This window comes from Alteromonas aquimaris, assembly GCF_026183695.1.
GTDB classification, from domain to species: domain Bacteria; phylum Pseudomonadota; class Gammaproteobacteria; order Enterobacterales; family Alteromonadaceae; genus Alteromonas; species Alteromonas aquimaris.
In genome coordinates this window covers 80,063-99,862 of record NZ_JAPFRD010000011.1, presented here as the reverse complement: position 1 = coordinate 99,862, position 19,800 = coordinate 80,063, and the positions used below count along the sequence as shown (strand labels likewise).

General features: G+C 45.6%; 19 protein-coding genes. 8 read left to right on the top strand and 11 right to left on the bottom strand.

Going from position 1 to position 19,800, the window contains the following annotated elements; translation table 11 throughout:
- Positions 1-6 precede the first annotated feature (6 nt).
- Positions 7-1,488, top strand: a complete 1,482-nt coding sequence (locus tag OPS25_RS10560) for a c-type cytochrome (protein ID WP_265617684.1) — start codon at positions 7-9, stop codon at positions 1,486-1,488.
- A 451-nt stretch (positions 1,489-1,939) separates the two neighbouring features.
- Here OPS25_RS10560 and OPS25_RS10555 read toward each other — a convergent pair whose 3' ends face one another.
- Positions 1,940-5,083: a ligand-binding sensor domain-containing diguanylate cyclase gene (locus tag OPS25_RS10555; RefSeq protein WP_265617683.1), complete on the bottom strand. Its 3,144-nt coding sequence runs from the start codon at positions 5,081-5,083 to the stop codon at positions 1,940-1,942.
- Positions 5,084-5,556: 473 nt separating this feature from the next.
- Between OPS25_RS10555 and OPS25_RS10550 the strand changes: the two genes are divergently transcribed.
- Positions 5,557-6,390: a hypothetical protein gene (locus tag OPS25_RS10550; protein WP_265617682.1), complete on the top strand. Its 834-nt coding sequence runs from the start codon at positions 5,557-5,559 to the stop codon at positions 6,388-6,390.
- Between the two features lie 80 nt (positions 6,391-6,470).
- Here OPS25_RS10550 and OPS25_RS10545 read toward each other — a convergent pair whose 3' ends face one another.
- The gene (locus OPS25_RS10545; RefSeq protein ID WP_265617681.1) at positions 6,471-7,718 is read right to left on the bottom strand and encodes a sterol desaturase family protein; all 1,248 of its coding nucleotides are present in this window, start codon (positions 7,716-7,718) and stop codon (positions 6,471-6,473) included.
- Positions 7,719-7,994: 276 nt separating this feature from the next.
- On the opposite strand from OPS25_RS10545, the gene OPS25_RS10540 reads away from it, so the two are divergent.
- From OPS25_RS10540 to OPS25_RS10515, 6 genes are all read left to right on the top strand, one after another.
- A complete protein-coding gene (locus OPS25_RS10540) occupies positions 7,995-8,849 on the top strand; it encodes a DUF3014 domain-containing protein (RefSeq protein ID WP_265617680.1) in 855 nt (284 codons plus the stop codon).
- Complete coding sequence (locus tag OPS25_RS10535; RefSeq protein ID WP_265617679.1) at positions 8,836-9,408, top strand: DUF1285 domain-containing protein; 573 nt, start codon at positions 8,836-8,838, stop codon at positions 9,406-9,408. The genes OPS25_RS10540 and OPS25_RS10535 overlap by 14 nt, the downstream gene beginning before the upstream one ends.
- Before the next feature lie 303 nt (positions 9,409-9,711).
- On the top strand, positions 9,712-10,995 hold the full coding sequence (locus tag OPS25_RS10530; protein WP_265617678.1) for a metal-dependent hydrolase family protein: 1,284 nt from the start codon (positions 9,712-9,714) through the stop codon (positions 10,993-10,995).
- A 14-nt stretch (positions 10,996-11,009) separates the two neighbouring features.
- On the top strand, positions 11,010-11,594 hold the full coding sequence (locus tag OPS25_RS10525; RefSeq protein ID WP_265617677.1) for a YqaA family protein: 585 nt from the start codon (positions 11,010-11,012) through the stop codon (positions 11,592-11,594).
- 78 nt (positions 11,595-11,672) lie between these two features.
- Positions 11,673-11,858, top strand: coding sequence for a hypothetical protein (locus tag OPS25_RS10520; protein WP_265617676.1), 186 nt, complete (start codon positions 11,673-11,675; stop codon positions 11,856-11,858).
- A gap of 56 nt (positions 11,859-11,914) precedes the next feature.
- Entirely contained in the window at positions 11,915-12,754 is an 840-nt protein-coding gene (locus OPS25_RS10515) for a DUF1206 domain-containing protein (protein WP_265617675.1), read from the top strand.
- A gap of 17 nt (positions 12,755-12,771) precedes the next feature.
- On the opposite strand, the gene tusA is transcribed toward OPS25_RS10515, so the two are convergent.
- From tusA to OPS25_RS10470, 9 genes are all read right to left on the bottom strand, one after another.
- On the bottom strand, positions 12,772-13,020 hold the full coding sequence (tusA, locus tag OPS25_RS10510) for a sulfurtransferase TusA (protein WP_265617674.1): 249 nt from the start codon (positions 13,018-13,020) through the stop codon (positions 12,772-12,774).
- The gene (gene pyrE / locus OPS25_RS10505) at positions 13,020-13,667 is read right to left on the bottom strand and encodes an orotate phosphoribosyltransferase (protein ID WP_265617673.1); all 648 of its coding nucleotides are present in this window, start codon (positions 13,665-13,667) and stop codon (positions 13,020-13,022) included. The genes tusA and pyrE overlap by 1 nt, the downstream gene beginning before the upstream one ends.
- 11 nt (positions 13,668-13,678) lie before the next feature.
- Positions 13,679-14,392 carry a ribonuclease PH gene (gene rph / locus OPS25_RS10500; protein WP_265617672.1) on the bottom strand — a complete coding sequence of 238 codons (714 nt, stop codon included), beginning with the start codon at positions 14,390-14,392 and terminating at the stop codon, positions 13,679-13,681.
- Between the two features lie 124 nt (positions 14,393-14,516).
- On the bottom strand, positions 14,517-15,329 hold the full coding sequence (locus OPS25_RS10495) for a hypothetical protein (protein WP_265617671.1): 813 nt from the start codon (positions 15,327-15,329) through the stop codon (positions 14,517-14,519).
- 33 nt (positions 15,330-15,362) lie between these two features.
- Positions 15,363-16,094, bottom strand: a complete 732-nt coding sequence (fabG, locus tag OPS25_RS10490) for a 3-oxoacyl-ACP reductase FabG (RefSeq protein WP_265617670.1) — start codon at positions 16,092-16,094, stop codon at positions 15,363-15,365.
- The gene (locus OPS25_RS10485) at positions 16,084-18,435 is read right to left on the bottom strand and encodes an MMPL family transporter (protein WP_265617669.1); all 2,352 of its coding nucleotides are present in this window, start codon (positions 18,433-18,435) and stop codon (positions 16,084-16,086) included. Before OPS25_RS10485 ends, fabG begins: the two co-directional genes overlap by 11 nt.
- Entirely contained in the window at positions 18,396-19,100 is a 705-nt protein-coding gene (locus tag OPS25_RS10480; RefSeq protein ID WP_265617668.1) for a LolA family protein, read from the bottom strand. The genes OPS25_RS10485 and OPS25_RS10480 overlap by 40 nt, the downstream gene beginning before the upstream one ends.
- Positions 19,087-19,512, bottom strand: coding sequence for an acyl-CoA thioesterase (locus OPS25_RS10475; protein WP_265617667.1), 426 nt, complete (start codon positions 19,510-19,512; stop codon positions 19,087-19,089). Before OPS25_RS10475 ends, OPS25_RS10480 begins: the two co-directional genes overlap by 14 nt.
- A gap of 6 nt (positions 19,513-19,518) precedes the next feature.
- Positions 19,519-19,785: an acyl carrier protein gene (locus tag OPS25_RS10470; protein ID WP_265617666.1), complete on the bottom strand. Its 267-nt coding sequence runs from the start codon at positions 19,783-19,785 to the stop codon at positions 19,519-19,521.
- Positions 19,786-19,800: the final 15 nt, after the last annotated feature.

The following is a 19,800-nucleotide window of genomic DNA, read 5'->3' as shown; positions in this document are numbered from 1 at the left end:
TGAACTATGTTACAGGTGAAAAATAACCCTATAAACGCCACAGGCACAATTAGCTGGTGGTTGACGGTAATAATAATACTGTTAGGTCTGGGCAGTATTGTTGCGGCTGTGGGTTGGTACAAGCTTTTTCGGGACGAACCGCAACCCGCTTGGGTCATATCGACACCTGAAATGCGTTTTAAATACGGTTCGATCGGCTCTGAATATGAAGCAGGCCTACCCTATTGGATCTACATGGTGCTGCCTCAGATGTTCCCTGAATATCTCCCCGGCAACGGTGGCTATGCCTCGTTAGGGTTACCCTGGGAAGAAGGCCAGGCATTACCCGTTGGCTTTACCAAAAAAACCATAGGTTTCCCCAGAGTAGGAAATAATTGTGGCATGTGTCACACCACTCCATATCGGACAAGTGAATCCTCTCCACCGGTTTACGTAATTGCTGGTGCAGGGCATACGGTGGATATCGAAGGCATGTTCACATTTTTGATCAAAAGCGCAAAAGACCCGCGCTTTAACGCAGACAACATTCTTGATCACATAGCTATGATTCACCCGCTATCCTTTGTTGATAAGCTGCTCTATCGATTCGCCATTATCCCTATTACCAAAAAGCGATTAAGCGAACGAGAGGCGCAGTTTGCCTGGATGTTCCGTGAAGACTTTCCAGATTGGGGAAGGGGACGCGATGACCCGATGAATTTAACCAAGTATTTTATGCTAAACCTTTCGATGGACGATTCCTACGGCCCTGCTGACATCCCTTCCATCTGGAATCTAAAAAAATATGACCAAAAAGAACTTAGCCTGAACTGGGATGGAGCGACCCATGACGCGCATTCAGTCATCATTGATTCAGCGCTAGGGATTTTAGGTGCAGAACCCCACGATACCGATGATTTTTTACAAGAAGTAAAATGGCTGGAAGACTATTTACGCAATCTGCCCCCACCCAAATGGCCCTTCGCACTTAATCAGCAACTAGCCCAACAAGGTGAGCGCATATTTAAGCAGGAATGCGCCCGTTGCCACGCCAGTGAGCTTACGGGCACACCTCTGCCTATCTCGGAGATAGGAACCAGCCAGGCAAGACTCAAAACGTGGAATAAGCAGAATGCCATTGATGCTAATCAAGTCGTTAACCAGTTGGGAATAGAAAGAGCTGGCTTAGTGGAAGAATCGCTGCCTGGCTATGTGGCTCAATTTTTAGATGGTATATGGTTACGAGCGCCCTATTTACATAATGGCTCCGTTCCCACACTCCGTGATTTGCTGCGCCCCCCTGCTCAGCGTGCTGTCACGTTTTACCGTGGTTATGATGTTTACGACCAAGAAAATATCGGCTTTATCAGCCAAGGCAAACATGCCCGGCGCGTTGGAACCTTGTTGGATACACGTGTTAGAGGCAATAGTAATCAAGGGCATGAATTTGGTACACAGTTAAGCGATAAAGATAAAGAGATGTTGATGGAGTATATGAAAACGCTTTAGAGGAGTCACTTGCCTCTCCCTAGCGACCTTACCTCAAAAAACCTCGTTTTTCCCACGAAGGTGGAATCTTCCAAACGAAGATTTTGACGGGAAAGGAAAGCGGTTTTTTAAACTTCTGCGCAGTACGCGGGAGTTCCTCCGCCTTCGCGGAGGATGACGAATTATGGGTACGGAGAATGACTATCTTACACCGCTGGCGAGTGGTCATTTGCCTCTCCCTAGCGACCTTATCTCAAAAAACCTCGTCATTCCCACGAAGGTGGGAATCTTCCAAACGAATATTGACGGGAAAAGAAAGCGGTTTTTTAAACTTCTGCGCAGTACGCGGGAGTTCCTCCGCCTTCGCGGAGGATGACGAGGTATGTTTGCGGAGGATGACGAGGTATGTTTGCGGAGGATGACGAGGTATGTGTGCGGAGGATAACGAGTTATGTGTGCGACGGATGACAAGTTATGTGTGCGGACGATGACGTGGTTTGTTTGCGGCGTGCGGCTGGGGTTTTTCAATTTTGCCGAATTCGAAAACAAAAGCAGGTTCGTGCTGTATTTTCTGCATGGCCGCTTTGTTCGCTTTTTCGTTTGTCATAGTGAAACCGAACCAGGTATTGCGTTGGTTATTTTTAGCCGCATAAAGCGCAAGATCGGCAATACCAAGAGTGGTTTCCCAGGACAAACTGGAAAAGTATGAGCAATTTAGAGGATAAGCAGCATAGCCGATGGAACAGGTCACATCGATGGTTTCACTTTCCTTAATGCTGTAGGGTTGCGTGCTGATAGAGTTTCGTACACGCTCTGCCAGTGTGGCGGCCTCTGCGCGCGGCGTATCATGCACTACAACTAAAAACTCTTCGCCCCCCCAGCGGATCAAATAATCAATCTCCCGGAATACCTGGGTAAGCCGTGCAGCTGTTTCAATGAGTACTTTGTCTCCGATTGGATGACCATAGTTATCATTGATAGATTTAAAGTGGTCAATATCAATCAGGAAAAACAGTAAATCGCTGGTATCATCGGGAATGACCGCATTTTTTTGGCAGTCTGCATAATACCTATCCAACTTAGCCACATCGCGCTCAATGTTTTGCGCCAAAAATCGACGGTTATGCAGGCCGGTCAACGCATCTGTTAAACTGGCATCGCGCAAGGCCTGCGCTTGTTGCTGCAACACTTTGTTCGCATTGACTAACTCAGCCGTGCGCGCTGCCACCCTTTGTTCAAGGATTAACTGACGCGAGTGCAGCTTTCTCACACGCATACGGTGCAATCCCACTGTGACAACCACTAAGATTACTAGCAAGGTGACTTTCGCCATCCACGTCTGATACCAGGCAGCAGGCACATTGATTATGCGCTCAATGCCATTTGCTTGCCAGTTCACCCCATCATACGAATACTGTATCTGCAACTGATAAACGCCGGGATCAGGTTGAGTGAATGTTGCCACTCGGTGTTTGGAATCCACCATTACCCAGCTGTCGTCAAAACCATGTAATCGATACCGGTAAACAATCTGCTGTGGGGTCACATAGTTTAGTGCGGTAAATTCAAAACTCAGTCGTTTAGCTAATGCAGGGGTTTGAATTTCTTTCGCGTATAATGACGGCGCAAGTGTTTTATTGTCGGCAGTTAAAATAGTGCTTTCGGTGAACACTATCGGGAGCGGTGATGGTGTCCAGGTTAGCGCATCCGGCTCAAGCAGGGTAAGCCCGTTTGCGCCTCCAAATACCACTACGTCATTGTGCGCAATCGTCGCTGCGCCGCGACGAAAAGGGGCGTTAATAGCGCCTGGTCCATGTACCACCGGAGAAACGTGCAATGTTTCAATATCCACCGCCACGATACTTTTTGCAGTACTGGCGTAAATGTGGCCGTTCACTTCGCCCGCAATCGCCTCTACCGTGCCACCTGCCTGTGTTACATCAACATCGATTTGATGCCACCCATTGTTCTTCCGGTAGATAAACAAGCCAGCGTTACTGGTTGCGGCCCACAATTGCTCAAGGCTATCCAAATATATATCTGCAATAAATTGTTCTTGCAGAAGCGCAGGAGCTTGCGGTGCAACAACCACTTTGCTTGATGCAGAAGGTTTGTCGAGTACATGCAAACCTTGCCAAGTGCCGATCCAAAGCCGCTCATCGGTGGCAAGTAATGAAGCTACGCGCCGTTCGTATGATGCATCGGTCAGCCAATTTTTCACAGACTCTTGCTCAGCTTGATAGGCCCACAGGCCATCAGTGCCACCTACCCAGAGAGTATCGTCAGTCTGCACGATTGCAGCAGTGTATTTATTTACCGGCCGGCCAGGGATCTGCAAACTCTGATGTGTAGCTGTCGACAAATCAATCAGCGTTGAAGCAAAGTTACTTGAGGCAAATAAGCGCTTTGCATCAATGAGTGCCAACGTCTCGATAGGGTCATTGCTCTCATTCAATAGCGTAATTGATTCACCGCTGACAGGATTAAGTTTTTCCAACCCGCTACTCCCTGTTCCGGCGATCAGATATTTATCATATGCCTGAACCGCATGTACCTGCCTTTGCAAGAGTCCCCCAGCCGCGGTTACGCCGCCCAGTATATGCTTTACACCTCGATTATTCGCATCATACAACTGCAAAGCAGTATTGGCCCCAATCCACACCAATCCACGGGAATCGGTATGTAGAGTCCAGATATTGTCGCTGGCCAACCCGGCCGGATGCAGCGGATCAAATGTTGTGCGCTTAAATGAATCAGAAGTCAGGTCGAGGGATATTAAACCCTTACCAAACGTACCCAGCAATACTGTTGACGGGTTAATCACTGACAAGGCATAAATCCAGGGTTCGGCCTCGGCATCAAAACTGATTTGCTCAAATACCTGTGCACCGGTTTGCTCGAACAATCCGTGGCTGGCTGTGCCCACCAGTAATTGCTGGGCTAAAGTTGAGGTTACAGCGCTGATGCGAATGTCAGGAGGGAAACCGGGCACCGGTAGCAAACGCAGCGGGGTTTGCGCGGTATCCAATTGTAGCAGGCCCTTACCACTACCCACATAAAGCTGTTGGCCTAGCCCATGTAGCGCGTGGACTCGGGCCTCAAATGGCATGTCGATTGATTCAAGCTGGTCTTGTCCTGGCTGGTAGCGGTACACCGAGCGGTCAGTGGAAAAATACATCGTAGTGGTGGGATTATTGAAAACGACTACATCCTGGATAGACAAACCTGAAAGAGAAGGGGATACCGCAATCAACGTGCGTTTTTCGCTATCCAGTCGATATACCCCACGATTTGTTCCCACCCACACTTGTCCATGCGTGTCAGTTACTGCGGTTTGGACTATTGGGGTAAATTTGTCAGTGAATGCACCGACAAACTTAGCACGCTCAGCAATATGCGAATCCCATCGCCATAAGCCATTAGACGCCACAAACCAGATAAATCCTTGCTTGTCTTCGGTGATGGATACGATATCACCATCCACGCCAGATACATTTTCTAACGGAGAGTGAAAAACAGGGTGCTCAAATAAGGTGTCAGCTTGCACACTTGGCCCAACAGATAACCAAAAGAGGACACACCACAGACAATGTGAAAACCGAACCTGGATTTTCATGCGTTTCTCGCGAGTTGTTTTTATTGTAGGCGTACTAAACGCAGCTAGTATTCAAGAGCAGATAGAGTATCGGCTTGCACAGATCGTTGCAATGGGAATGGCCAAGTCAACTATGAATAGTCTAAAGATCATCTATTTGGTGCCTAGCTTTTTACTTACTCGGGATAGTTGCTCAAACACTCGACGGACTTTCAATTAAAAAGCTCAGACCCGAACCACTTTTACTTTCCCTCATTTGACTAATGCTCTTCAAACAGCTAGTCGGATAAAGGTGCATTAGCATAATGTTAACCTTTAGAAAAAAATAAATTCAAAAAATGTTTACCTGCTTATCGAATACAACGACTTAAGTGTCAGATATTTTTACAAACACATTTCTCACGTAACACTATAAGTCTGATTTATATATGTTTTTATAAAAGGCGTAAATATTGCTAATTATAATTGCGAATTTTTAGCTATGAGTAGTTTTAATGGAATGCAAATATAATAAAATGGTAAAAGTGGTCACGTTTTGCTGTAGCTTGGTGGGGCTCCCTGCATTTGGTGCACTTTTAAGTGTAGATGTCCAGATTACAGATAATGTGGAAACCGTGGTAATTGATAGCGTCAGTGACCAAACTTACAATTCTGTCGATCTTGTGGATTTACAGTTGCAATTTAATATTGACTTTGAACGGTCTCCCCTCTCCTCTGAACCAGAGAATGGGCCTATTTTTTTTACACATACGAGCGAAAGAAGTGGAGTTCTCTATTCGTATTTTGCTGCTGAAATATATGCTGAGTGGGTCCCTCCAACGTCACCATTTACCAATGATTTACTCTCACTGATACCATGGGACGACGAAAGCGCATTGTATATTGAGCAGAAATTATCGTTTTATCAGCAAATCGCTGTCGATATTGAGAGCGGAGAACTGCTAGAAGAAAATTCATTTAAGTATTTTCGGTTCACCAAATCCTTCGGCAGTTTGTTTACCGAAGACTTTGAAAAGATGATAGGACAAGAATATGCTTTTGAACGGGTACTTCACAGTCACATGGAAGTAACCTACCAACATGATGGTATGTTAGAATACTCAATGCCACAGGTTGAAAATATGCTTTTCTCATCGTCCGAATTGAACTTCCGATACAACGAGTTATTTCATCGTACAACTTACGACCTGGCAAATGATAACCAAGAAATAGAGCACTATATGTACGGGTATGTCGGCAATGGAGTTAGCAGGGTACAGGTGTCAGAACCTCAAACTGCGATAGTTGTTGCTCTTGGTCTCTTAGCGTTTTTCGCGAGAAGAAAATAGTATAGTGACCTTACTTCTATAGACACTAATAAAGCTCTATTCTACTGGAGCTTTATTATTTTACTGTTTTCTGACTCTCCCTATGATGAGCTTGGCTCATCACTTAAATCATCCGTTTCGTTAATTTGATGTGCTACTTTACGTAGCACCATTAAACCAATTATCAAACTCACACAATGCAGCGCCACTATACTGATTTGCAACCACGTAGCCACATCCATAAAACCAAGTAAAACGGCTATTGAGATTAGTCTGATGCTATCCAGCTTCAACGCTCTTGGCATGCCTTGCAGGATGAACCCAGTCATTACCGCGCTGCTCAGTACCGCCAACACCAAAGCGAGTTGCGCCGTGCCGTTTATGCTTTGTAATGCCAATAACAGATAAAGCGTTACGGTTAGCATAATACCGTGCTGTAGGGTGCAATAGAGCTTGGTAAGGGGTGATTGTGACGGGTCAAATTTTACAAAGTGCTCGAGCAAGGTTTTCTGCAAAGGGAAACGTTGTGACACATCAGTGGGACGCCAGCCAGTACGCCCAAACCACACGCGCAATTTGTCCTGCCAGCGTTTGGTATGATAACTGTCTTTAATTAATTGTGCATAAATCTGACAGTTTGCCCACACCGGGTTAAAACTGTTAAGCGCACCACGAATACCATAGATTATTTCAACGTCCTTTTCTTCATGCTTGAAGGTGTTGAAGAGCCGATCCCAGATAATAAATACGCCCCCATAATTTTTATCAATGTAGATTTTATTCTGCGCATGATGAACGCGGTGATTTGAGGGGGTAACAAAGATTTTTTCCATCCAGCCTAAATCGTCGATATGACGGGTGTGGACCCAGAACTGATACACCAGATTCAATGCCGCTATCGTGATAAACATCTCAGGTGGTACACCTGCAATCGCCATGGGCAGGTAGAAGATCCAGCTAAAGATAGCGCCACTCGTTTGTCTAAGTGCGGTAGTGAGATTGTATTCTTCGCTAGAATGATGGACCACGTGTGCGGCCCACAGAATACTCATTTCATGACCTAGCCGATGATTCCAGTAATAGAAAAAATCGTATGCAATAAAGGCAAGTAGCCACAGCCACCAGATAGCGGACAGAGAAAATTGGGCGAACTGTTCAAACACCAAAACATACACGGTGATGGGGATAAGTTGATGGGCGACTACCATTACACGAGACAACACACCTGCACTTAAGCTGGTAATCGCATCATTGAGCCGATAAAACCCCGTACCGCGGACCCGGTCAACCCAAAGTTCCAGCGCAATCAGCAAAAAGAAAAAGGGAATGGCGTATAAAATCACCGTCATTGTTTAATCCAGCTTAAAAACTAATCACTTCGTCCATTGCGACAGTATATAGCAAAATACTTCAACCCAACGCTGATTATTAAATATTCATTACATGCTCTGAGCTTTTTGTTTGCTGCAGCGATCGTATTCTCTACATTTAAAGTAGAAAGTTTTTATAAAATAGTAAGTTGTAAAAATTAAGCGTAGACTGAAAGAATAAGATAAAACCTGACTATTTTGTCTTTGTTACTATAATTGCACGAAGGGAATTAATTATATCTAAGGTGAAAAATTATGAGTGAACCTGGGGAAAAGCGAACGCTAGCACCGCATGTTGTCATCATTGCGATTATTATTGTGGTTATTTTGGCCATTTTGCTTTGGCCAAGTAGTGAGCCTGAAGAAGACGTGGTTGAAGAGCCGGTGGTCACCGAACAGGAACCTCTGGATGTGGAAGAGCCTGAAGTATTTGAACCCACGCCTGAGCCTGAGCCTGTGGAAATCGACCCAAATGCAGAAGTTGAACCTATGCCTGAAACACCGGAGGTGGAACCTGAGCCAATGGACACCACGGATGACGGTATTCGTGCCTCGCTAAAATCAATCAGTGAGGAGGCTAAAGCCGATGAGCTATTAGTAAAAGACGGGTTGTTGCAGCGCTTCGTGGTATCCGTTACTAACCTGGCTAACGATGAGGTAACACCCAACCACCAGTTATTTAAAGCGCCAGAGCAAGAATTTCGCACTTATAACCAAGCTGGCAAAGAGTGGATTGATGCCGCAAGTTATAAGCGCTACACCCCTTACGTGAATATGCTTGAGTCGTTCGAGAATGAAGCATTGATTGATTTATACGACCAGTATAAAGATGACGTGCAAGCGAAATATGCGGAAATTGGAAATCCGGATAAACCGTTTAATGAAGTGATTATCGACGCCATCGATCAATTGCTCAATACCCCTGAGGTGCCCGTACCGGTAGAGGTATACAGTGATTCTGTCGCCTACAAATATGCAGATGAACGCCTAGAAGAACTTAACGATGCGCAAAAACAGTTGTTACGTACTGGGCCAGACAACATGCGTAGAATAAAAGCGAAGCTACGGGAAATCAAAACGTTGCTTGAAGAACGAAATGGATCTGAATAAGCTGCAAACCCAGATCACAGGCCATCAGGGTGATGGCCTGCCACCTGTGGAAAAATGGGACCCGCCTTTTTGTGGTCACCTGAATATGCAGATAAAGCTGGATGGTCGCTGGTTTTACGAGAACTCCCCTATCGGGCGGCTTGCGTTAGTAAAATTATTTTCTTCAGTACTCAAAAAAGAGGGTGAGCAGTATTTTCTTGTCACGCCGGTGGAAAAAGTTGGATTGACCGTAGAGGACGTCCCCTTTCTTATTACACAATGGAAACACGAAGATAGCGTTTACCATTTCACCACCCAAACAGGTGATGAGCTCACACTGGATGATGACCATCCCATTGAATTACGGCATCCACCGGGAGCATTAAGCGATCCACAGGCCACGCCAATCCCTTACATAAGGGTAAGACGAAATTTATGGGCGCGCTTTAATCAAAACGTTTATTACCAGTTAATTGAGCAAGCTGAACAAAGCAAAACGGATGATGGCCGCATCCACTTGCACCTTAATAGTCAGGGTAAAAACCACTGTATCGGTACGTTATCGAGCGATTTGGCATAAATTTATATTGCTCGCCCCTATCTTTATACTAAGTCCGAGCCACCATGCACTTGATATGTTTTTTCTACGCAGGCATCTAGTTAAAAGTCATGACTGCGCGAAAGTATGTCATTACGCAACGGCAGTGTGATTGCTTCCTTTTTCAGCAGTGGTTTTGAAAAAATCAGCTAGGGTTCAACAGCGTTTTCGATTGAGAATAAACTATCTGTTTGATCAGAAAGTAAAAAGCAGTCTATGGTTTAGGTTGCGCTTTATATGGGCCTAATCTAAAGTAAATTTCAGCATAAAAAAAGTAAGAAGAAGATGAAAAGAATCTGTTTTATAGCCGCACTGAGCCTGTGGGGGGCAGTAACGCACGTCGCTGCAGAGACGCTTATTCACGCAGGGCATCTGTTTACCGCAGAAAGTAATGAACTGCAAAAAAATATGACCATTGTGGTCAAGGATAATAAAATAACTGAAGTTGTCGCGGGGTTCAAAGAGGCCGGGAAGGACGACAAAATTATTGATTTAAAATCGGCCACAGTGTTACCGGGCTTAATGGACATGCATGTGCATCTGTCGGGTCAACATGGCGGGCCTACCACCTATCTTGAACGTTATACCTTAAATGAAGCGGATGTAGCGTTACGTGCAGCATATTACGCTGAAAAAACCTTACTTGCTGGCTTCACCAGTGTGCGAAATTTAGGGGATGGTTATAACGAAACGGTTGCCTTGCGTAATGCTATTAATAAACATCAGCAATCCGGTCCACGGATTTTTACTTCTGCCAAATCAATCGCCACCACTGGCGGGCACGCCGACCCGAGTAACGGCATGGCCACACGTATCAGACCCGATGTGGGGCCCACAGAAGGGGTGGTTAACGGCGTTGCAGAGGCCAGAGAAGCGGTACGCCAGCGTTACAAAGACGGGGCAGACTTAATTAAAATCACCGCCACCGGTGGCGTCTTAAGTGTGGCCAAAAGTGGTCAGAACCCGCAATTTATGCAGGATGAGCTAGAGGCAATCGTCACTACCGCCAAAGATTACGGTATGCGGGTGGCTGTGCACGCGCATGGTAAAGAAGGAATGAAACGTGCTATTCAGGCCGGGGTGGACTCTATTGAGCATGGTACCTATATGGATGAAGAAATCATGCAACTAATGAAGCAACACCAGACCTGGTATGTTCCCACGATCCTGGCGGGAAATTTTGTAGCCGAAAAAGCCAAAATTGATGGTTTTTTTCCTGAGCTCGTCAGGCCAAAAGCGGCTTCTATCGGGCCCTTGATCCAGCAGACTTTTGCCAAAGCGTACCAAGCAGGAGTCAACATTGCTTTTGGCACTGACAGTGGCGTATCACCTCATGGCGATAATGCAAAAGAATTAGCTCTTATGGTCGAGGCAGGGATGTCGCCCGCTGAAGCGCTGCACAGTGCTACCACCAATGCAGCGAAACTGCTAGGCGTAGAAGACGAACTAGGCTCAATAAGTAAGGGTAAACTCGCCGATATTATTGCGGTTCCGGGTAACCCGTTAGACAACATTCGCATAATGGAAAAGGTAAGTTTCGTCATGAAAGACGGGCGCGTGTATAAGTAAAATTAAGGGCTGGTATGTCGATTAAAGGCGCGATAAAGCAAAAAACGCATAACCTGGTTCATTCGAATCATATGTTGACCAGCATTACCGTCGCCTCTTTTCTAGAATCAACAATCATACCCATTCCACTAGAAGCGATCCTTGTCCCCCTCATGCAGGCGCGGCGCGAGCGTCTGTGGATGATCGCCCTGATGGCGACCATCGGTTGCATTATCGGGGCTGTGTTCGGCTATGCGTTGGGCTTTTTTCTGTTTGATATGGTGGGAGAGTGGGTGATTCAAACCTTTTCCACGCCAGAGCAATTCGACGGTATAAAGCAGAAAATGCAAAGAGAAGGCTTTTGGTTTGTGATGACACTGGGTATTGCACCTATCCCTTTTCAGATCGCCATGTTAGCCGCTGGTGCGACCCATTATTCCATTTTGAGTTTTTTGCTAGCTACCTTAATCGCCCGGTCCATCCGCTATTTCGGGTTGGCCGCGGCCGTTTACTACGGGGGTAACAAAGCGGAAAAACTGATTCGCCAGTATAAAACTAAGGCTATTATTGCTTTAACATTAATTATCGTACTTCTCTGGTGGGTAACCACGCAGCTCTAACAAACTCTATTTGATAATAATTATCATTTGCAATAAATTAATGCTATATGTTTGTAAGAGTGTTAACAGGAGAAGCCGATGACCTCCCCTATAAATCAATCTGACCGCTTTATTAATATTGATATTAAAACTTCGACGCTGGTCGACATACTGGCTTCACATAATGTTCATATTTGTGATTTACATTGTGCCAGGCCGACCGATAAAAAGCTTCTGCAGCGTTTGTTACTGCAGGCAACGTCAAATACTATCAGGCAGTTATGATCAAAAAAGCCTAATTTCCTTATATAAATAACCACCAACCACTTTTGAGAACAAATATGGCTGATCACGAAACCTGGATAAAAATAATTGCTCGTACTGGTTATGCGTCGAAAACTGTTATCTATATTTTGCTAGGCATTTTTGTCATCAGCTCTGCAATATCGTCCTTCTCGGCTGAAAATCCGAGTCAACAAACGGTTTTTACTAAAATTTTACAACAGCCCTTTGGGAAGTACATGCTCATGGCGGTCATTGCCGGTATGGTGTGTTATTCGATTTGGCGCTGGCTGCAAACCTTTCTTAATACAGAAGAGTTGGATATGGGTAAAGCCAAAGATATGGTTATGCGTATTTTTCTGTTCATTTCCGGCATTATCTATGCCACAGGGGCTTATGCGGCGGTCAAGGTATTAACGGGACAAAGTAGTGATGACGGGGGGAGTGGTCAAGGGAGTAACTCCAGTGAAAGCATTGCCTCAACCTTAATGGAGCAAAGCTGGGGTGGATATCTGGTAATGGCTCTTGGCATTATCATCATCATTTTTGCTTTTATACAATTTAAGCATGCTTATAAAGCCGATTACATGGACAAGTTTGTTACCTCTGATATGTCCTCGAAAGAAATTAATGCCAGTCGAAAGGTCGGTCAGTTAGGTTATGCTGCGCGCGGCGTGGTTTACAGCTTAATAGGAGCCTTTTTTATTCAGGCGGGGTGGACCAATGACCCTGATGAAGCAGGTGGGTTGAAAGAAGCATTTCAATCGATTATGGAACAACCTTTTGGTGACTGGGCATTAATGGCGATTGGTGTGGGTATAGCGATGTTCGGGGTATTCTGTGGCTTTGAAGCCATCTACCGGCAGACGGCTAAAAAATATAATCGTGCCAATGCCTAGCAAATAAAAAAGGGGCATTAAGCCCCTTTTTCTATAACAAACTCATAAGGCAAGGTATCAGTCTGGCTAAATACCAGCGAATGCTGCATAAACTGACAAAAGCTTGGAATATCCCGCGCTGTTGAAGGATCATCTGCAATCACTAATAACGTCTGCCCAGGCGTCATTTTGCGCAGCGTCAGGCGCGTCATCATGACTGGCTCAGGACAACGCAAACCCAGTGCATCTAACCTGTTATCACTGTCTGGCGCTGCTGAATCACGCATTAATCTGTAACGCCATACTGATTGCGATATGCTTCGATTGCTTCTACATCCACGGTCGACTGTCCCTCTTCTTTCAAATAGTTGATAACATCATCGAGCGAGACAATCGCTACCACCTTAGTGTCGTAATCACGTTCTACTTCCTGTATCGCAGACAGTTCGCCCTTACCGCGTTCCTGACGGTTAAGGGCTATTAACACCCCTGCCAACGACGCATTGTGTGCATTAATGATATCCATGGATTCGCGAATGGCGGTACCCGCAGTAATCACATCATCCACCAGCATCACTTTGCCTTTTAGCTCACTTCCCACTAATGTGCCGCCTTCGCCGTGCGCCTTGGCCTCTTTGCGGTTAAAGCAATAGGGTAAATCCACGCCATATTGGTCGTACATGGCCACGGCGGTAGTCGTGGCAATAGGAATACCTTTATACGCGGGACCAAATAATATATCGCACTGTATGTTGGTATGGCTCAGCGCAGCGGCATAAAAACGCCCTAATTTGGCTAAATCGCTGCCTTTGTTAAACAGCCCCGCGTTGAAAAAATAAGGACTTTGACGACCAGACTTTAATGTGAATTCACCAAATTTAAGCACCTTTCGTGCTATGGCAAATTCGATAAATTCTCGTTGAAAATCCTGCATGGTTTACCCCTTTACGCCAGCGCTGATTTTTGAATATCAAACAGCTCACGTAAACCGTGCTTAGCAATTTCAAGCATCTCGGTCATTTCTTCAAAGGAGAAAGGTTCCGCCTCTGCAGTACCCTGTACCTCGATAAGTTTACCTGTTTCGGTCATGACAATATTCATATCGGTGTCGGCCGCCGAATCTTCGGTATATTCCAGATCCGCCACGGGCATGCCCTGATAAATACCCACTGATAAGGCTGCTACCATATGTTTGAGCGGGTTCGCTTTGATAATTCCTTTACTGCGCATATAGGTCAGCGCATCCACCAAGGCAACACAGGCGCCGGTGATTGAGGCTGTACGGGTGCCGCCATCCGCCTGAATGACATCACAATCCAGGGTAATTGTGTTTTCCCCTAATAATTTAAGATCAACCGCGGCACGTAGTGAACGCGCAATTAACCGTTGAATTTCTAGTGTACGGCCCCCTTGCTTGCCTCGCGCTGCCTCGCGATCACTACGCGTATGCGTCGCTCTTGGCAGCATGCTATATTCCGCAGTAACCCAGCCTTTACCCATGCCTTTCATAAAACGCGGTACGCCTTCCACTACGGTGGCGTTGCACAATACCTTGGTGTTGCCAAATTCCACCAATACTGAGCCTTCTGCATGACAGGTATAATTTCTGGTAAGGGTGACAGGTCGAATCTGACTGGCGGTTCTGCCGCTTGGACGCATAGTGTTCTCCGTTGGAAAAAGCATTAATGATGAGGGGCAAGTATAACGCAGTCCCGCCTCAGCGGGAAAATCAACTTGCCATTAAACGCTATTCATAAGTGAAAAAAGGGCGTAATTGCCCTTTTTAGTAATCATAATCGGGTAAGGGTTCGTCAACCATACCTGACTTATATTGTTCGCCCTTCGCCTGACCGAGCTTTTCACGATTTTTTTCGGCGTATTTGCGTAACTTTCTAAAGTCACTGCTTTCTTCAACCGACATCAGGGTATGCACATAACGCGCATTACCAGAGCTTCCAAGCGCGTTAGTTAACCAGGCAAAGGTATCAACCTGGTGTTTTTGCGCAGTTGCCGCATGTCGAAGTAAAATTTCCGCCGCCATATCCAGAATATGCTGATTATTTACACGCTTACTTACTACTTCTCTGGCTGCTTGTTTCAGCCCACTTAAGTCACCTGCCAGCATTAATTCTTTAATCCGAAGAATCTGCTCAGATTCATCTTCCTTTGCATACAGCTTAGCGGGTAACGGGAAAGTGCCTGCTATGTATTGTTCATTGACTGGCTGTGGAAGATTGTCGCGCGCCTTGTCCGCATGTTTACGCAGCTTTTTATGCTCAGTATTGTCGATTACCTCGGTTAACACCGAGTAATAACGGTCATTTTCTGAGGCCCCGATGGCTCTGGCCACCCATGCTAGCGTATCAACATCATTTGCAAAGGCGTGGGGGTATTTTTTTAGCAATACTTCGGCCGCAATATCGATTAATTCAGGGTTACTGATGTCCTGCTCGTATATCCTCTGTGCAGCCACTTTTACCTGTCTTAACTCACCAGAAAGCAACCTGTCAGCCAGTCTTTGTTCACTTTGAGTAAGCTTTGCCACTGCACTAAATGAGAGTAAAACTGTAAGAAGCGACAACCATACATTTTTCATCTTAAGTTCCTGTTTCCATTCATTTGTTAATAATTAGTACATGCCGCCATTCACACTAATCACCTGACGGGTGATGTATTTTGCACTGTCAGATACAAGAAAACCTATTGTTTCTGCCACATCATCCACATGCCCAAAGCTTCCCAGCGGTATCATTTTTTTTGCTTCCTCGGAAAACACGCCGTCAGTCATACCAGTATCAATTACTCCTGGGGCGACGCAGTTAACCGTGATTTTACGTTTACCCAATTCTACAGCCAGCGCTTTGGTGGCACCGATAATTCCCGCTTTAGAGGCACTGTAATTCGTTTGTCCCCGATTCCCCATTAAGCCTGAAACCGATGATAACGTAACAATTCTGCCACCCTGTCGTAAACGAATCATTGGCATAATGGTGGGGTGTAAGACGTTATAAAAACCATCCAGGTTGGTATGCACCACCCCATCCCATTCCTCACCCGTCATAGCTGGAAACGCGGTGTCTTGGGTAACCCCTGCATTGCAGATCACGGCGTAATAAGCGCCGTGCTTTCCAATATCACCTTCAATCGCTTCGCGAGTAGCTTCACGGTCGGCGATATCAAATTGCAAGCTATTAGCCGCTCCACCCTCGGCAGTAATTTTGTCTACGATCTCCATGGCCGCTTCTTTTCCTCTGCGATAATGCACCGCTACGGCATACCCTTGGCTGGCCAGCTTATAGGCGGTGGCTTTGCCGATCCCGCCACTTGCACCTGTGACTAAGACTCTTTTTTTATCTGACATGAGGTCTTCTCTCCTGACTCTTTTTTTGTTCATTAAACAGGCTGATTGCCGCAATAAAATTGATCGTGTTACCGATGAGGATGGTACTGCCGAAGGCCTGCACAATAGGCATGGAACTGAATGCTAATAAGCCAAAGGAAAGTAAACTGGTGACGGCGGACAGCATAATGGCTTGTTGGGTGGTTTCGCGTTGGGCAGCCATTTCCTTAGCAAAAATAATGTAATCCATTCCCAGTCCCAAGACCAAAAATAACGCCATAATATGAAAAACGGTAATGGATTGTCCCAGCAATGAAACTGCCGTCAGCGTAATTGCACTGGCTGTAAGAGGGATTAACAAAAGGAAAATAGTGGAGAGTTTTCGATAATACCCAGCCAGCATCAAAGCGATCAGCACATAGGCTAATAACAATAATTGTGAGCCGGTTACCCGTTGTGCTTTGAGCGCAGCGGAGGCATTAGCCAACGTATTAACATACTGAACTCCATCCACATCGCGACTTACCGCTGCTATTTTATTCAAGTCACTGTCTTTGCGAATTAGTGCAAAACTATAAATAGTATTTTCAGATTCGATCCACAGCGGCGGCAGGGAAGGCAGTTGTTTCATTAGCGCGGTAAAATCTAACGTCTTACCCTTTGCTTCTTTATACGCCGTTTTCAAATCAGTGAACTCTGATTTCGGTAATCCTATGCGAGTGGTGAAAATATCCAATACACCATCCTCGGAATAAAGGGCATGCTGGAGTTGGTAATTTTTAACTTGGGATTCAGGCGCGGGCAGCCAATCAAGCACGCTGGATAAGGATTTACTTTCATCGCCAAGCAATGCATACATTGAGTTTAGTGAATCGAATATAGCGGCGGGGGTCTGTCCATGGATAAGCAGGTAGCGTCCCGCCTCGTAGATTTGGGTTAGCTGGGCGACTTTCTGTTCCTGTTCCAGTAACGTAGGTGATACGTGAAAGAAACGTCTGGGGTCGTCATTGGTTTCTGCCTGTCCCGCGAACAGAAATACGCCCGCAGCGCAGGCCAACACCAGCCCGGTGACAGCTAACCGCTGTGGATGGCGAGCAAACACTGCGCGACAACCCGCGATAATTTGGCGTAACGCCGCCTGGCGTGCGTGAATGGGCCGTCGGGTCGCAAAAGGACCCAACACCATGACACTTAACCATGCCATCACCAAACCCGTACACGAGAACAAAGCCACTTTTTTCAGAATCAACAAATCTGATAGCCCCAATGCACCATAACCAATCAGGGAGGTCAGCACACTGAGTAACATTGCGCGAAATAGTGTCGTATTGGTTCTGCCACGTATACGCTCATCCTGAGGGTGAGAGAGATAATGGTAAAAATAATGCAGCGAATAATCTACTACAATCCCAATCAGACTCGCCCCAAATACCACCGTGAGGATATGGATAGAACCAAATACATAGAGGCTGGATAACACCCCAAAACTAATGCCAATAGCAATTGAACTTAGGGAAAGAAATAGCGGTAGCAAGGAACGAAAGATAGCTATCATCAGCAATAAAATACCGATGATCGAGCCTACTGCAATAAGTTGTATATCGGCTTTTGCAGACTGGGCTGAATCTACCGCAAAAAAGAACATGCCCGAATGCAATACTGATACATGAAACTTATTACGAACCGCCGTTTCTCTTGCTTTGATTAACTGATACAGGCTTTCTTGTTCGTCTAAACTCTGTGGATATTCACTGAACGAGACCACAAATGAGGTGACGTTTTTTCTGTTTTGACTAAACGTATCACTGGCGACGTCTAAATCGTCAAATTGCGATAAAACATACGCAGAGAACCAGCCGAGGGGGTCTTGTTCGAATGGTATGACTCTGAACCCGTCCCCTAATTGGTAAAGTTTGCGCAGGGCATCATTTGCCAGAAGCTGTGGACTTTTATCTTCCAACGCTTGACGCTGGTTATCCGACAGTAAATTAAATCGATAAGGCGACAATGCATGCAGATAATTTTGCTGCACAGTTTGATCGGAAATGACCTTTAGCCCGGGAAGTGCATTAAGCGCGCGCTGTAATGCCTGACTGGCCGCGCCAACCTGATCCGTGTTATTCCCTTTTACAACTACCACAAAACGATGACTGATATCCTGCGAAAGTGTCTTCAGAGCGCTTTTTAAGCCCACGTCCGCGATCTTTTCCGGGTTGAGATCATTCAGGTTGGTGTCGATGCGGATGTGTTGATAATTAAAGGAAAAGAACAGTACGCTAAGCAATACCGCGATAAAAAAAATGGATCTCGTCAGCAGGGTAATCATCGACGAATATGGGCGGGCGAACGTAATACCTGACACCAGGCCGAGTTATCCGAATACAGCTTCTCACACTGTTCAAATGCCCCTCTTTTTCCCTCTATCTGGTAAGCCCGAATTTTGTCGATACTGACATGAGTAACTTGGCCCGTTACATCCGTAACGTCTACCAATAAGGTGATACCCAGTTCATCGCTATCGTTTTTTTGAAAGCGAATACTGTCGATGCCTTTTTTCATAAAGTCACTCTCGGGTTTTAGCTCCACTGAAGTATTATCGTCAGCTAATTTAATGGCGAACTCGTCGACAAAATACTGTGTATCCCCTTTTAGCAACTTAACGAACACATTCGACATTATATAGCGGGTAACACCTGTCAGTGGGGTGAGGGAGCCGTCTTCGTGGACGCGAAAATTATTGCTGCTGTTAACATATAAAATCGCTTCCCTGAAAGGTTCCTGTGTATGCCAGATAAGGCCTAGGTCACAGGAAAAAAAGAAATCTCCCGTGGAATGAAGGGGTATAGGTAAGCCTTCAACGTTCTTCTTTTGAAGGAACTGTCCAGAAAAATGGCAATTTTGAGGGAACAGGTTTGTTAGCAAGGCTATTTCACTTTCCCCCTTAGGGTTGGCGAACACACTTGGCACAGCCATGCACAGAAAAAGCAGGCCTGCCAACAAAACTTGATAACACCTAGCTATTTGCATCTTGCTGCATCCATGTATCCACCGCGTCGATTAAAAACGGAGGTGAAACATAATGAGTAACGTGATCGGACGCGGATACGGCAAACTGTTTGGTTTTGGCTTTAGTATACACATCACCCGTTTTCTTATCTTTAATTGCGTATTTGATGATAAGCCGGTTCTCCCACTCCGCCAGCCACGCTTCAATTACCACTTGTTGTTCAAAAAGCAGAGGCTTTACGTACTTAACCTGAATATCCACAATAGGAAAGAAAAACCCGTTCTCTTCCATCACGCTGTAGGGGCAGCCAATGGCTTTGAGCAGGGCACAACGTGCCATCTCAAAGTATTTTGGGTAATTGCCGTGCCAAACAATTCGATATGCATCCACATCGAAAAACGGTATGTCGTAATCCAGCGCTATCCGCTTCATAAAATCTTACGCTTTTGCTTGTGCTTTTGCAGATAACTCAGCAAAGACATCGACGACATCTTGGATTGTTCTAACTTGTTTGAACTGTGAAGGCGTAATTTCCACACTGATGGTTTTTTTCAGGTCCACCAGCAAATCGACTGCATCTATGCTATCTATATCCAAATCTTCGTAAAGCCGGGCTTCGGGTACAATTTCAGATCCATCCAGCTCAAATAGGTCAACGAGGGTCGCTCTGATTTGCGCTAATATATTTTCTCTTTGTTCGTTCATATTACATCCACTACA